Source organism: Acidovorax sp. 69 (assembly GCF_002797445.1).
Lineage (GTDB): Bacteria > Pseudomonadota > Gammaproteobacteria > Burkholderiales > Burkholderiaceae_C > Acidovorax.
Window position 1 is genome coordinate 4,116,730 of sequence record NZ_PGEP01000001.1, and the last position, 13,561, is coordinate 4,130,290.

Below are 13,561 nucleotides of genomic sequence, written 5' to 3' on the forward strand. Positions count from 1 at the left end.
TATTCGTGCGCTAGTAGCTATTAATTTCAGAGCAATCCATGGGTCATGGTGAACCCACGGCGGACCGTCTGGACGCAGCACCTGCCGGGGCAGATCTGCGCTTTCGCAGCCGCTGCCAGATGCGCCAACCCAGCAGCGTGCCCAGGATGGCCGCATACACCGCCACTTCGCCAAAATTATTTTTACCCGCGCGCATCCAGAAGAAGTGCAGGATACCAAGCCCTGCCACGGCATATACCGCGCGGTGCAGCACCTGCCAGCGCTTGCCGCCCAAGGCCTTGATGGCACGATTGAACGACGTGCCCGCCAGCAGGGTCAGCAACAACAGGGCCAGCGTTCCCACCAGGATAAAAGGCCGCTTGGCGATATCGCGCAAGATGTCCGCGAGGTCGAACCCCATGTCGAACCAGCTGTAGCTCAACAGGTGCAATACGCCGTAAAAGAACACAAACAAACCCAGCATCCGCCGAAAGCGCGCTAGCTGCGGGGTCGATGTAATCACACGCAACGGCGTCACAGCCAGCACCAGACACAAAGCCCGCAACGTCCAGTCGCCAGTGGCACGGATCAACGCCTCTGCCGGGTTGGCGCCCAGCAGATTTGCGACCGTCGCGTACACAAGCCATGCCAGAGGAAGCAGGCACAACACGAACACCACGGGTTTGGCCAAGGGGCGTAGCAATAGTTTTCGCATGGCGATCAGGGTCTTTCCCGAACTTAAACCGACGGATACAGCCGAAAGGTCAATGAACGTCAGTAGAACTTCTTCAGGTCCATGCCCGCATAGAGCTGGCCCACCTGGGCTTCATAGCCGTTGAACATCAGCGTCTTGCGCTTCTTGGCAAACAAACCATCCTCGCCGATGCGCCGCTCGGTCGCCTGGCTCCAGCGGGGGTGGTCCACATTGGGGTTCACGTTGGAGTAAAAGCCGTACTCCTGCTGGGCGGCCTTGTTCCATGCCGTGCCAGGTTCTTTCTCCACAAAGCGGATCTTGACGATGCTCTTGGCGCTTTTGAAACCGTACTTCCACGGCACCACCAGGCGCACGGGCGCGCCGTTCTGGTTGGGCAGCACCTCGCCATACATACCGAATGCCAGCAGTGTCAGAGGGTGCATCGCTTCATCCATGCGCAGGCCTTCCACATAAGGCCAGTCCAGCACACGCGAACCCACAAAAGGCATCGTTGCCTTATCGGCCAGCGTCACAAACTCGACGTACTTGGCGCTGCCCTGGGGTTCCACCCGCTTGATCAGCTCGGCCAGCGAATACCCCACCCAGGGGATGACCATGGACCAGCCCTCCACACAGCGCAGGCGGTAGATGCGCTCTTCCTGTGCGCTGAGTTTGATGAGGTCTTCGATGCCGTATTTGCCGGGTTTCTTGACCAAGCCCTCGACCTCTACCGTCCACGGTGCGGTTTTGAGCGTATGGGCGTTGCGGGCTGGGTCCGCCTTATCGGTACCGAACTCATAGAAGTTGTTGTAGGTGCTCGCATCCTTATAGTCAGTGAGCTTCTCCATCGACATCGCGCCGGCCACGGCCGACTTGGCGCCGGCCAATGCGGCCAGCTTGCCAGGGCGCGCCACTGCAGCCTGCTGCGCCAGCGCCTCACGGCCAGCCCAGGCCGCCATCGCGGCCCCAGCGGCTCCTCCCGCCATGAGCTTGAGCATCTGGCGACGGTCTTCATAGACCGCGCGCGGTGTGATTTCAGAGGGGTGCGGGTGGTTAAAACCCGAGTCGCGCGGTGGGATCAGCATAGGGGGCTCCGGTCATTGCATGGTTGAAACAGCTGTGCGGTAGAGCAAGGCAACTGTAAGTTCGTTCCCTGGACCGCTCAGGTTACACCGAAGACGCAATAGTTATTACCCGACCCCGAATGCCCGACGCCCCCTTAAACCATCACAGCGTTCCGTAACTGTGCAGCCCGCTCAGAAACATGTTCACGCCCAGGAACGCGAACGTGGTCACGGCCAAGCCCACCAGCGCCCACCAGGCGGACACGGAACCACGCAGGCCCTTCATGAGGCGCATGTGCAGCCACGCTGCGTAATTCAGCCAGACAATCAACGCCCAGGTCTCCTTCGGGTCCCAGCTCCAGTAGCCACCCCAAGCCTCGGCAGCCCACAGGGCGCCCAGCACCGTGGCGATGGTGAAGAACGCAAAACCCACGGCGATGGATTTGTACATCACGTCGTCCAGGATTTCGAACGACGGCAGGCGCGCGGCAATGCGCTTGCGGCCCAGCAGGATGCCCGCCACGATGAAGGCCGAAATGCCGAAGTACACCATCCAGTAGCTGCCGCCGTTTTCGGTAGCGCCCTGGCGGAACACGATGGGCTCAAAACACAACACCACGCCCAGCAGCCACAGCGGCGCCAGTTTGTACCAGCGGGTTTCCGTGGCCTGTTGTTTGATCAGGTAGGCAAACGCCACCATGGCCGACAACGCAAACGTGCCATAACCAATGAAGTTGGCGGGCACATGCAGCTTCATCCACCAGCTCTTGAGCGCCGGGACCAGTGGCTGGATCTCATGCGCCTCACGCACCACGGTGTACCAGAGCAAGAAGCCCACGGCGGCACTGACCACCAGCATCACAAAGCCGCCCAGCGCGCGCGTGTCGTACTGTTGTTCGTAGTACAGATAAAACGCCGCCGTCATCCAGCAAAACAGCACGAACACTTCGTACAGATTGCTGACAGGGATATGTCCGATATCGGGGCCAATGAGATAGCTTTCATACCACCGCACCAGCGTACCGATGAGCGCCATGGCCACGGCCACCCAGGCAATACGTGAGCCGAGCATGCTCATGGTCTTGCCCTCGCCCCGCGAGAACATGCCCACCCAGTAGAACGCCGTGCTGATGAAAAACAGCATGCTCATCCACAGGATGGCCGACTGACTCGACAGAAAATACTTGAGGCCAAACACCGTGTCCGCCCGCGCCAGGCTACCCGCTCCGTCTTGCTGGTACAGGCCAATCGCCAACAGCGCCACCGCCACCACGATGAGCATCAGCGCCCGCAGCGGCCGCCAGAACCAGCCCAGCCAGATCGTGCACGGAATGGCGCCCAGCAGGATGCCCTTTTCGTACACGTCCATGAAGCTGCCATACCGCTGCAGCGTATACAAACCGCCCACGGCCACGATGGCAGCAAACAGCCAGTCAAACCAGTTTCGGCGGGTGAAAAAACCTTCGTTCAGGGTGATCGTGGTGGTCGTCGCGGTGTTCATGCTGTGCCTTCGCGGGGCAACGCCCCGATCAGTTTTTGTGCGAGCTGTACAAACTCTTGGTCGCCATCCATGGTCTTGCGATTGGTCGACAGGGCCATGGTGGCGTGCGTGTGGCCGTCCTGCGGTGCCACCCAGACCCACACGCGACGCTCGCGGATGTAGAGCATGGCAAAAACGCCCAGGATCAGCAAGGCGCAGCCCAGATAGACAACATTCTTGCCAGGGGCTCGCGCCACCTGGAAGACGCTGGCCTGCACCTGGGTGAAGTCCTTGAGTTCAAAGGCCATGGGCGCGGGGTAGATTTGCGCATCGCTGAGCGAGAGCACGGCCTGGGTCATGAAACCCTGGGTTTGCTCGTTTTGCGGCAACGGCGGAAGACCGGCGCGCTGGCGGGACAACTGGGCCACCTCGAACAGGGTGCCGTTGAGAATGCGCACCAGCACCTCGCCCGCCCGCGCACGCTCGGCCTCGGGCACATTGGCTTCCATAAAGTCCGACACGGCTTGCAACCCCCCGTGGGTTTGCCATCGACCATGCCCTTGCCCGCAAACAACGCCAACGCGCGCACGGCAGATTGCTGCAATTGCTCGGCCAACTCAGGGCGCGAGGAATCCATGGCCTGCGACACATAGCGGCGCACCGCCTGCTCGCGGGCATCGGGGTCAGCCAGTGTCGCCTTCATGCGCATGAAGCCATCCACACTGCCCTTGTCATCGGCGGGCACACGCAGATAGCGAAAAGGGTCGGCGGGAGACTCCCGCACGCCGAGCAAAAACACCGGCACGCCATCGCCGGTGTCCACCGGCAGCATGTAGTTGTGAAACTCGCGCGCCTGGCCTGCCGCATCGCGCAGCTTGTAGCTCACGCTGGGGCCTACATTGCGCAGCTCTTTTTTGGTGACCGTTTTGTTGGCCGCACCCAGGCGCGATTCCACCGACTCGCGCAGATCCACCTTGCGTACATCGGCACCGCTGCCGCCGGGGCCAGCGCCGCCAAAATTCTCGACGTTGATGGTGCGCAGCGCCGTGAACTCCAGCGTCAGCAAGTCGCTGCCTGCGCCGCCGCCCTTGTTGACGAGCTGTGTGGAGTTACCCACCACGCCTTCCACATCAAAACCCTTGGCCCCTGCCACCATGGGCACGGCGCGCAGCTTGAGCAACGAGCCACCATCGTCGAAGCTGGACTGGTAGATCTCGACGCCTTTGTAGCTGGCTGGGTGATTCACCTCGACGCGGGCGGGCGTCTTCTCGCCGGTCGCCTTGTCGTGGATGATGATCTCGCTGGCAAACAGCTTGGGCATGCCGGTGGAGTAGTGCTCGACGATGAACTTCTTGAGTTCAATCGCAAAAGGCAGGTCCTGCAGTAGCACCCCGTCGGACTGGCTCAGGATGGCGGTGCTCGATTGCGTGCCTTCCGCCACCAGCAGGTTGCCCCGAAAGGTGGGGTTGCGCTCGGACAGGCGGTGCTCTGGCTTCACGTCGGCAATCAGCCCACCGCCTTGATAGGGCGTCTTGCCTCCCAGCAGCATCTGGGCGCGAACGATCAGGTCGCCGTCCAGCAAACCACCCAGGCACACCAGCACGATGGCGCTGTGTGCAGCGATGTAGCCGATCTTGTTGGCAGCACCTGCCTTGGCGGCAACCATCCAGCCCGTACCGGGGCCTGCGGTAGTGTCGCGCTGCTGCAGACGGACTTTCCAGCCACCACCGGCCAGCATGGCTCCAATGCGGCGCGCCTCGACCTCGGCGGAGCCCGGCAAGGCGGCCTGCGCTTTGTGGTGAAAGGCCTTGAGGCTTTGCTCGCGGATGTTTTCCTTGTAGGCCTTGAGATCGACCAGGATCTTGGGCGTATTGCGCGCGATGCACAACGATGTGCTGGTCACCAGAAAAGCCAGAATCAGCAGGAACCACCATGCGCTGTACACCGCATTGAGTTGGATAGCGCTGAACAGCTCAGCCCAGAACGGCCCGAACTGATTGACGTAGTTGACGGCCGGCTCGTGCTGCTTGAGCACCGTGCCGATCACCGACGCGATACAAATCACCGTGAGCAGCGAGATGGCAAATCGCATCGAAGACAGAAGCTCAACCCCGATGCGCAGGGCGTGGGAGCCAGACTTCAGGCTAAGGCCCTGGGTGTTGTCAGACATGGATAAAAAAGGGCTACAGGGCGCGAAAGAAAAAGGGCGGGACCATCTGTGCGATGGACCCGCCCTTTTTGGGTTTGTTATTGGCGGTTGGTTCCGTGCAGCCCGGACCCCGGGCTACGGGTAGCGCTCAGAGATCAGCGCAGGCCGGCGATGTAATCCGCCACGGCCTTGATTTCCTTGTCGTTCAGCTTGGCAGCCACCTGGGTCATCTGGATGCTGTTGGCGCGGGAACCGTCGCGGAACATGTTCAGCTGCGACACCGTGTAGTCGGCATGCTGGCCCGACAGGCGGGGGTACTGCGCAGGAATGCCAGCGCCATTGGGGCTGTGGCAGCCAGCACAAGCGGCGATGTTGCGGTCGGAAATGCCACCGCGGTAGATACGCTCGCCCAAGGCCACCAGATCCTTGTCCTTGGAAAACCCAGCCTTCGCGGGCTTGGAGGCCAGCCAGTAGGCCACGTTACGCATATCGTCATCTGACAGGGCTGTAGCAAAGCCCTTCATGATGGCGTTGTTGCGTTTGCCGGACTTGAATTCCTGCAATTGCTTGACCAGATATTCGGGGTGTTGCTGGGACAGCTTGGGGTTGGCCGCAATGGCCGAGTTGCCGTCCGCGCTGTGGCAGGCCGCGCACACCGCAGTGAAACTGGCCTCGCCCTTGACGAGATCCGGCTTGGCCGCTTTGGGGGCATCGCCCGCCGCAAAGGCCGAGAAAACAGGTGCTGCCAGTACGGCAGCCGTCAACAAAGAGGCGAGCAACTTCATATCGAGGGTGTGTGTTTATGTGCGCAAAACCCCGCGATTCTACAATGAGGCTCCCTCGCATCCCAATTCCTCATGACGACATCCTCCATCGCGCCAGTTGCTGGCTCCCTTCCGCCCGCACCCGACGCCAAGATCGCCATGGGCTGGATGCACACCGCAAAGTTCCTGACCACGGCCGCGCAGCTGCACCACCTGCCCCCCGTCGACGTGCCCGAGATCGCCTTTGTGGGCCGCTCCAACGCGGGTAAATCCACCTGTATCAACACACTCACACAGCAAAAGCAGCTGGCGTTTGCCTCCAAAAGGCCGGGGCGTACACAGCACATCAACCTGTTCTCGCTGGGCAAGCATGGCGTAACCGACGCGGTACTGGCCGATCTGCCCGGCTATGGCTATGCAAAGGTGTCGCGGTCAGACAAGGTGCGCTGGCAGCAGGTGATGGTGAATTACCTGGTGAGCCGCCCCGGGCTCACCGGCATCGTCTTGCTGTGTGACCCCCGGCTCGGGCTGACCGAGCTGGACGAGGCGCTGCTCGAAGTGCTGCGCCCCCGGGTCGAAGAAGGCCTGAAATTCCTCATTGTGTTGACCAAGGCCGACAAGCTTACCCGCGCCGAGCAGGTCAAGGTGCTGTCGATTACGCGACTGAACGCGGGCGGCGGAGAGGTGAAGATGTTCTCGGCCCTCAAGAAGCAAGGCGTGGACGAAGTGGCTCAACTGCTGTGGCAATGGGCGCACCCGGCGCTACCCGCAGGGGGCACGGCACCCGACGCAGGCAGTACCGCCATCGATGCCCCCGCGTCGCCCGATTCCGAGGATATTCAGCAAAATTAGGCCCTAGCGCTTATTCATCAGGCGCTACTAGCTATTAAATGCGTAGCGCTATGATTCAAAATCACCCTGTCCCCCTGCCGCACGGAACCACCCTGCACTGCCGCGTGAGCGGTGTGGCCGGTCGCCCCGTGTTGCTGTTTTTACACGGTTTTCCGGAGGGCGCCTTCATCTGGGACGAGATGCTGCTGCACTTTGCCCGCCCTGAAAACGGCGGCTATCGCTGCGTAGCACCCTATTTGCGCGGGTTTGGCTCCTCCAGCAGCCCGGCCGAGGTGGACGCCTATCGCGCCAAACACCTGGTGCAGGACCTGGTGGCGCTCATAGCCCACGAATGCCCTGGCGGTGCCCTGGAATGCCTGGTGGCGCACGATTGGGGCGGGGCTGTGGCCTGGAACCTGGCCAACCAGCAGCCGCAGCTCATGAAGCGGCTGGCCATCATCAACTCCCCGCATCCCGGCGCCTTCTTGCGCGAACTCCAGCACAACCCGGCCCAGCAGGCGGGCAGCCAGTACATGCACTTTCTGTGCAGGCCTGACGCCGAGGCGCTGCTGGCCGAAGACGACTTCCGCCGGCTTTTCGCCTTTTTCAACGCTCCGGATGGCAGCGCCCCGGGATGGTTGACCGACAGCGTGCGTGCCCAGTACCGCGCCCTGTGGCAGCAGGGTCTGACCGGCGCCTGCAACTACTACCGCGCCAGCCCCATGCGCCCACCGCGCGATGGAGACCTGGGCGCAAAGGCCATCACCCTGCCCGACTCCATGTTGACGGTGACGCTGCCCACGCTGGTGCTGTGGGGCATGGACGACCCCGCGCTGCTACCCGGCCTGCTCGACGGCCTGCCCGGCTGGGTGCCGCAGCTGGAGCTGCACCCGGTGGAGAAGGCCTCGCACTGGATCGTGCATGAGCACCCAGAACGCGTGGCGATAGAGCTGCAACGCTTTTTGCAATCAAAACAATAGCTGCTTGCGCTTGATGGATAAGCGCCGGAAGCCTTTTTGGCACCAACTATTCAGCCGTAGACCGACGGCTCGCCTTCGGGCCGTGTCTTGAAACGCTTGTGCACCCAGTAATACTGCTCGGGCATGGTGTTGATAACGGCCTGCAGCTCGTGGTTCATGCGCAGGGTGTCGGCCTCGGCATCATCGGTGGGGTAGTTCGCCCAGGCGGGCGAGACCTCGGCCACGTAGCCGGTAGGCGTCATGCGCGAATACACGCCCACCACCTTGGCGCGCCCCAGCCGCGCAAAACGCGACAGCGACGGAATGGTGGCCGCCGTCACGCCGTAGAACGGCACAAACACCGAATCATTGCGGCCGTAGTCCATGTCGGGCAACAGGTACAGCAGACCGCCTTTGCGCAGGTTGGCGATGATCGGCTTGACGCCATCGGAACGGTTGAGCATGCGCACATCACCAAAACGCTGGCGCCCGGCCATGAACCAGCCATCCACCGCAGGATCGGGGTGGGTGGCAAAAATGGACGTGAACGCACGGCTCGAATGCAACGGCAGCGCCAGGCCCCCTGCATCCATGCCGCAGAAGTGCGGCGCAAACAGGATGGTAGGCGTGTCGCCCTCCAGCTCGTGCACGGCGCCGGTCAGGCGCACGCGCCGCTCCACGACCACACGCGGCGCGGCCCAGAGCCAGCTGCGGTCCAGCCAGGTCTGGCAGAACACCACAAAACTGGCGCGCGCCACAGCGCGGCGGCGCGTCTCGGTCCAGTCGGGGAAACACAGCGCCAGGTTACGCAGCGCCACCCTGCGCCGGGGTGCCACCAGCACAAAGGCCACCTGCCCCAGCAGCCAACCCATGCCGCGCAGCACAGGCAGCGGCAGAAGCGCCAGCACGCTCATGAACCATACGCCCAGGCGCCCCGTCATGCGGCAGCTCCCTCAGCAGGCACTGCCTCAGCGCGCGGCTGCTTGTAACGCGCGTAGCCCCAAAGATACTGCTCGGGGCACTGACGGATGAGATGTTCCATGGCCTGGTTGATCTGCACAACGGCAGCTTCCAATTGATCGGACAAGGGCTGCGCCAGCGGTTCGAAATGGGTCACGAAGCCTTTCCCCCACGAAAGCCGCTCGCAGCGTACCAGCACCACGGCGGCACCGGTCTGCTGGGCCAGGCGCACGGCCAGGGTCATGGTGTACGCGTCGCGGCCAAAAAAAGGCGCCCACTGCCCCTGGCCCGCGGGCGGAACCTGGTCAGGCAACAGGCCGACGGCCTCGCCCCGGCGCAGGGCCTTGATCATCTGGCGCACCCCCGCCAGCGTAGTGGGCACGGCCAGCATGCCGGGGCGGTTGCGCGCAGTTTCCATGACCTTGGCCAGCCAGGCCTGGCGCGCAGGGCGGTACAGCACGGTGATGGGGCCGCGCTCCGCGCTCCAGCGCCGGGCCGCTGCCTGGGCCGACAGCTCGAAGCACCCCTGATGTGGCGTCAGGTACAGAATGCCGCGCCCGGCTGCATAGGCCTGCTCCACACAGGCCTCACCTTCGATGCGGCAGGGCATGGGGGCGCCCAGCCACAGACGCGGCAGCTCGGCCACCATGCGGCCGGCATGGGCCACGGCGGCACGCACGGCGCAGAACGAATAACCAGCCATCGTCGAGTTGGCCAGGAAACGGCGCCGGTACGTGGGCGACGCACAAAAAGCCACCCAGCCCATCGCCGCGCCCATGATGTGCAGCAACCACAGCGGAAATACGGAAAAGAATCGAAAGACGACTGGCATTAAAATAGAGGGGTCGCTGAGTTAAATGAGCAACTTGCAGGGCGACGTTAAAAAAATCTGCTAAAGCGTTCGCCAAAGCTCCTTCGGGGTGAGGGCAACGCCCCAAATGCCGGAACACAGGAGTTTATTCAAATGGCGAACGACTTTCTTTTTACCTCGGAATCCGTCTCCGAAGGCCATCCCGACAAGGTGGCCGACCAGATCTCGGACGCGATTCTCGATGCGATCTTCAAGGAAGACCCCCGCTCGCGCGTCGCCGCAGAAACGCTGACCAACACCGGTCTCGTGGTGCTGGCGGGCGAGATCACCACCAACGCGCATGTGGACTACATCCAGGTGGCGCGCGACACCATCAAGCGCATCGGCTACGACAACACCGACTACGGCATCGACTACAAGGGCTGCGCCGTGCTGGTGGCCTATGACAAGCAGTCCAACGACATCGCCCAGGGCGTGGACCATGCCAGCGACGACCACCTGAACACGGGCGCTGGCGACCAGGGCCTGATGTTCGGCTACGCCTGCGACGAAACGCCTGAGCTGATGCCCGCGCCCATCTACTACGCGCACCGCCTCGTCGAACGCCAGGCCCAGCTGCGCAAGGACGGCCGCCTGCCCTTCCTGCGCCCTGACGCCAAGTCGCAAGTGACGATGCGCTATGTGGATGGCAAGCCCCACAGTATCGACACCGTGGTGCTCTCCACCCAGCACCACCCCGACCAGAGCGAAACGCAAACCAAGATGAAGGCCTCGTTCACCGAAGCCATCATCGAAGAGATCATCAAGCCCGTGCTGCCCAAGGAGTGGCTGCAGAACACGCGCTACCTGATCAACCCCACCGGCCGCTTCGTCATCGGCGGCCCCCAGGGCGACTGTGGACTGACCGGCCGCAAGATCATTGTGGACACCTACGGCGGTGCCTGCCCCCACGGCGGCGGCGCCTTCAGCGGCAAAGACCCAACGAAGGTGGACCGCTCGGCCGCCTACGCCGCGCGCTACGTGGCCAAGAACATCGTGGCCGCGGGCCTGGCCCGCCAGTGCCAGATCCAGGTGGCCTACGCGATTGGCGTGGCCGAGCCCATGAACATCACCGTGTACACCGAAGGTACGGGCGTGGTGTCGGACGAGCGCCTGGCCGCACTGGTGCGCGAGCATTTCGACCTGCGCCCCAAGGGCATCATCCAGATGCTGGACCTGCTGCGCCCGATCTACGAAAAGACGGCGGCCTACGGCCACTTCGGCCGCGAAGAACCCGAGTTCAGCTGGGAAAAGACGGACAAGGCTGCTGCGCTGCGCGCAGCAGCGGGCCTGTAAAGGCCACGAGCGAAGCGAGCTTGTCCGGCTTTCGGCGCAGGCTCATATCGCGCAGCGATGTGAAGGGCCGCAAGGCCCGTGCCGCAGCCAACGTACGGACAAGGCTGCCGCACTACGCGCGGCAGCAGGGCTGTAAGCCCTCCTCGCATCGCGCGGCTTTCCGTACGTGGACGAAGCTCATATCGCGCAGCGATGTGAGCGGAGACCCAAAAACCGTCAGAGCCGTAACAACCCCCAAGCCGCAACGCCCCGCGTTGCGGCTTTTCTTTTGGCGCATCACGCCTGACATCGCCCCTCTCCTACAACAACAGCCCGCCCGATCTGACGGCTGCTCCGATGGCCCACCGGTATCGTTCCTGCACACCCTTTCGCAGCCTCACGCTGCCAGACCGTCCACTGCAAGGAGCGACCATCATGCTGAAGTACGCCATCATTTTTGCCCTGATCTCCCTGGTGGCAGGCGCCCTGGGTTTCAGCGGTGTCGCCGTGGGCGCGGCGGGCATCGCCAAGGTACTGTTTGTGTTGTTTCTGGTGGTTGCCGTGGTGTTTGTGGTTCTGGCAGCCATCGGTGTAGGCGCAGCACGCAAGGTGCTGAAGTAAACAACTCTCGCCATCGCCTTGCGGCACAAACCACACCACTCCAACCGACCCCACCATGACCAACACCCATATCTTTGAAGCCTTGCGCGAAAGCCACGAACGCCAGCGCGCGCTATACACCGCACTCACCGACACCAGCGGAGACACCCCCGAGCGGCGCGAGCTATTTGACGAACTCAAGACCGAGCTGGCCGCCCATGCCATGGCCGAGGACCGCCACTTCTACGTGCCGCTGATGGCGCACGATGCAGGCATTGACCTGTCGCGCCACGCCATCTCGGAGCACCACCAGATCGACGAGCTGGTGGAGTCGCTGGAAGACACCGAACTCTCCAGCCCCGCATGGCTACCGCTGGCAAAAAAACTAGCCGAAAAGGTGGAGCACCATCTGAAAGAAGAAGAACACCGGTTCTTCCAGATGGCCGGAAAACTGCTCACAGAAACGCAGAAAGCCGCGCTGGCAAAAAGCTACCGGGCCGACTATGAAGACGCCAAGGCCACGATGGCCTGAGCCACTGCGCGCAGTGGTGATCACACCCGGTTTGCGACCCCCACCCGCCAGGGAAAAGGTCACACCGCTTCTTTGGCCTGCACCACGCAGTTGCGGCCGCTCGACTTGGCCACGTACAAGGCGGTGTCCGCACGTTTGATCAGGGCGTGGCTGTCTTCCCTGTGGTCCCAGGTCGCTACGCCAAAGCTGGCGCTGACATGGCCCACGGCATCGAAGGGGACGCTCGCAATGCGGGCGCGGACCGCTTCAGCCATTGCCATGGCTGCGTCCACTGGCGTCTCCTTGAGCAAAATGATGAACTCCTCGCCCCCGAAACGTGCCGCGCAGTCGGACGTGCGCAGCAGTTCGCGCACACGCAGCGCTGTGCTCTTGAGCACCACATCGCCCGAGTCATGCCCAAACGTATCGTTGATGCGCTTGAAAAAATCGATGTCAAACATCACCACCGACAGATGACCCTTTTTGATGCGGGTATCGGCCATCTCGGTCTCCAGCCTCTCGAAGAAGCGACGGCGATTGACCAGATCGGTCAGGAAGTCCTTGGTAGCCAGGTCTTCGAGCTTGCGGTTGAGTCGCGCCATGGGCTCGATCACCAGTGACGACAGCGACAGGTTCAACCCCACGAACAGCAGCACAAAACTGCCCACGAGCGCAGCCATCACTGTGTTGAAAGTCTGACGCGCCTTCTCCAGCGGGAAGTACATCGGCACCTTGACCACCTGGATGCCCACCGTCTCATTCATGCCCCAGCCAAAACCATTTTTGTCGCCATACACCTTGAGCATGGTGGGCGGCGCCACGGCCGGTGTGCTGTGGCAAGCCAAACACTGGGCCTGCTTGATCGTGATGGGACGCGCCACATACATGGCGCGGTGCATACCCTCACCCACCTCCCCTGTGATCTCTTTCTTGGGGTCGGCACGGCCTTCGCGAAAGTCGCTGATGACCCGCTCTTCCCACTCGTTGGCCCGGTCACGCAGGTTGGTGGGGTTGAGCACCGCCTCCTTGTACTCATAGCCCGGGAACCGGTTCTGCAAGCGGCGCAGCGTCTCGGTCGCGGCATAGGCGGGCACGGTTTGCGGCAGAAATTTTTCGGCCAGCGTCACATCCAGGTGCGGCTTGACGAGTTCGGTGGTGTAGTCCCGGATCGCCATGGCCGCATGCATCATGATCTGCGAGTTGTGCTGCACTTCCTCGATGGCCGACTGCTGCAAAAAGCGGTGCACGTAGAGCCCCGCACCCGCCGCGGCCACCAGCAGCACAGCCGCCAGCACCAGGTTGAATTTAAGCCGCAAAGACATGCATTTCCCTCAGGCGCCAGCGTCGGGCTGGCTTATGGTTGGCGATGCTGCGGGGGCGCCCCTGCTCGCGCGGCGCGCACCCATCATTCATGGGACACAAAGTTTGCGTTTGTGCCAGATTTC

General features: G+C 62.5%; 12 protein-coding genes and 1 pseudogene. 5 read left to right on the top strand and 8 right to left on the bottom strand.

Features of this window, described 5'->3' with window-relative positions:
• Nucleotides 1-43: 43 nt before the first annotated feature.
• The 5 genes and pseudogenes from CLU85_RS18935 to CLU85_RS18955 all read right to left on the bottom strand — a co-directional run bounded on the left by CLU85_RS18935 (nucleotide 44) and on the right by CLU85_RS18955 (nucleotide 6,151).
• Entirely contained in the window at nucleotides 44-694 is a 651-nt protein-coding gene (locus CLU85_RS18935; protein ID WP_100411624.1) for a sulfite oxidase heme-binding subunit YedZ, read from the bottom strand.
• 59 nt (nucleotides 695-753) lie between these two features.
• Nucleotides 754-1,758 (bottom strand): protein-methionine-sulfoxide reductase catalytic subunit MsrP, encoded by a 1,005-nt coding sequence (msrP, locus tag CLU85_RS18940; RefSeq protein WP_100411625.1) that lies wholly within the window; start codon nucleotides 1,756-1,758, stop codon nucleotides 754-756.
• Nucleotides 1,759-1,900: 142 nt separating this feature from the next.
• The gene (ccsB, locus tag CLU85_RS18945; protein WP_100411626.1) at nucleotides 1,901-3,238 is read right to left on the bottom strand and encodes a c-type cytochrome biogenesis protein CcsB; all 1,338 of its coding nucleotides are present in this window, start codon (nucleotides 3,236-3,238) and stop codon (nucleotides 1,901-1,903) included.
• A pseudogene (locus CLU85_RS18950) lies at nucleotides 3,235-5,387 on the bottom strand (cytochrome c biogenesis protein ResB). Before CLU85_RS18950 ends, ccsB begins: the two are co-directional and overlap by 4 nt.
• A gap of 134 nt (nucleotides 5,388-5,521) precedes the next feature.
• Nucleotides 5,522-6,151: a cytochrome c gene (locus CLU85_RS18955; protein WP_100411627.1), complete on the bottom strand. Its 630-nt coding sequence runs from the start codon at nucleotides 6,149-6,151 to the stop codon at nucleotides 5,522-5,524.
• A 72-nt stretch (nucleotides 6,152-6,223) separates the two neighbouring features.
• On the opposite strand from CLU85_RS18955, the gene yihA reads away from it, so the two are divergent.
• On the top strand, nucleotides 6,224-6,982 hold the full coding sequence (yihA, locus tag CLU85_RS18960) for a ribosome biogenesis GTP-binding protein YihA/YsxC (protein ID WP_232727866.1): 759 nt from the start codon (nucleotides 6,224-6,226) through the stop codon (nucleotides 6,980-6,982).
• A 50-nt stretch (nucleotides 6,983-7,032) separates the two neighbouring features.
• Nucleotides 7,033-7,941 (top strand): alpha/beta fold hydrolase, encoded by a 909-nt coding sequence (locus tag CLU85_RS18965; protein WP_100411628.1) that lies wholly within the window; start codon nucleotides 7,033-7,035, stop codon nucleotides 7,939-7,941.
• Nucleotides 7,942-7,991: 50 nt separating this feature from the next.
• On the opposite strand, the gene CLU85_RS18970 is transcribed toward CLU85_RS18965, so the two are convergent.
• Both CLU85_RS18970 and CLU85_RS18975 read right to left on the bottom strand, forming a co-directional pair.
• Complete coding sequence (locus CLU85_RS18970) at nucleotides 7,992-8,861, bottom strand: lipid A biosynthesis acyltransferase (protein ID WP_100411629.1); 870 nt, start codon at nucleotides 8,859-8,861, stop codon at nucleotides 7,992-7,994.
• Nucleotides 8,858-9,712, bottom strand: coding sequence for a lysophospholipid acyltransferase family protein (locus CLU85_RS18975; RefSeq protein ID WP_100411630.1), 855 nt, complete (start codon nucleotides 9,710-9,712; stop codon nucleotides 8,858-8,860). Before CLU85_RS18975 ends, CLU85_RS18970 begins: the two co-directional genes overlap by 4 nt.
• Nucleotides 9,713-9,844: 132 nt before the next feature.
• Between CLU85_RS18975 and metK the strand changes: the two genes are divergently transcribed.
• The 3 genes from metK to CLU85_RS18990 all read left to right on the top strand — a co-directional run bounded on the left by metK (nucleotide 9,845) and on the right by CLU85_RS18990 (nucleotide 12,137).
• Complete coding sequence (gene metK, locus CLU85_RS18980) at nucleotides 9,845-11,026, top strand: methionine adenosyltransferase (protein WP_100411631.1); 1,182 nt, start codon at nucleotides 9,845-9,847, stop codon at nucleotides 11,024-11,026.
• Nucleotides 11,027-11,440: 414 nt separating this feature from the next.
• Nucleotides 11,441-11,626 (top strand): DUF1328 domain-containing protein, encoded by a 186-nt coding sequence (locus CLU85_RS18985; protein WP_100411632.1) that lies wholly within the window; start codon nucleotides 11,441-11,443, stop codon nucleotides 11,624-11,626.
• Nucleotides 11,627-11,681: 55 nt separating this feature from the next.
• Complete coding sequence (locus CLU85_RS18990; RefSeq protein WP_100411633.1) at nucleotides 11,682-12,137, top strand: hemerythrin domain-containing protein; 456 nt, start codon at nucleotides 11,682-11,684, stop codon at nucleotides 12,135-12,137.
• Between the two features lie 59 nt (nucleotides 12,138-12,196).
• Here CLU85_RS18990 and CLU85_RS18995 read toward each other — a convergent pair whose 3' ends face one another.
• The gene (locus tag CLU85_RS18995) at nucleotides 12,197-13,438 is read right to left on the bottom strand and encodes a diguanylate cyclase (RefSeq protein WP_100411634.1); all 1,242 of its coding nucleotides are present in this window, start codon (nucleotides 13,436-13,438) and stop codon (nucleotides 12,197-12,199) included.
• Nucleotides 13,439-13,561 lie beyond the last annotated feature (123 nt).

Excerpts from the sequence above, each read along its gene's own strand:
- CLU85_RS18965 (WP_100411628.1), top strand. The coding sequence starts at position 7,033 with ATGATTCAAAATCACCCTGTCCCCCTGCCGCACGGAACCACCCTGCAC.
- msrP (WP_100411625.1), bottom strand. The coding sequence starts at position 1,758 with ATGCTGATCCCACCGCGCGACTCGGGTTTTAACCACCCGCACCCCTCT.
- CLU85_RS18970 (WP_100411629.1), bottom strand. The coding sequence starts at position 8,861 with ATGACGGGGCGCCTGGGCGTATGGTTCATGAGCGTGCTGGCGCTTCTG.
- ccsB (WP_100411626.1), bottom strand. The coding sequence starts at position 3,238 with ATGAACACCGCGACGACCACCACGATCACCCTGAACGAAGGTTTTTTC.
- CLU85_RS18990 (WP_100411633.1), top strand. The coding sequence starts at position 11,682 with ATGACCAACACCCATATCTTTGAAGCCTTGCGCGAAAGCCACGAACGC.
- yihA (WP_232727866.1), top strand. The coding sequence starts at position 6,224 with ATGACGACATCCTCCATCGCGCCAGTTGCTGGCTCCCTTCCGCCCGCA.
- CLU85_RS18985 (WP_100411632.1), top strand. The coding sequence starts at position 11,441 with ATGCTGAAGTACGCCATCATTTTTGCCCTGATCTCCCTGGTGGCAGGC.
- CLU85_RS18975 (WP_100411630.1), bottom strand. The coding sequence starts at position 9,712 with ATGCCAGTCGTCTTTCGATTCTTTTCCGTATTTCCGCTGTGGTTGCTG.
- CLU85_RS18955 (WP_100411627.1), bottom strand. The coding sequence starts at position 6,151 with ATGAAGTTGCTCGCCTCTTTGTTGACGGCTGCCGTACTGGCAGCACCT.
- metK (WP_100411631.1), top strand. The coding sequence starts at position 9,845 with ATGGCGAACGACTTTCTTTTTACCTCGGAATCCGTCTCCGAAGGCCAT.
- CLU85_RS18935 (WP_100411624.1), bottom strand. The coding sequence starts at position 694 with ATGCGAAAACTATTGCTACGCCCCTTGGCCAAACCCGTGGTGTTCGTG.
- CLU85_RS18995 (WP_100411634.1), bottom strand. The coding sequence starts at position 13,438 with ATGTCTTTGCGGCTTAAATTCAACCTGGTGCTGGCGGCTGTGCTGCTG.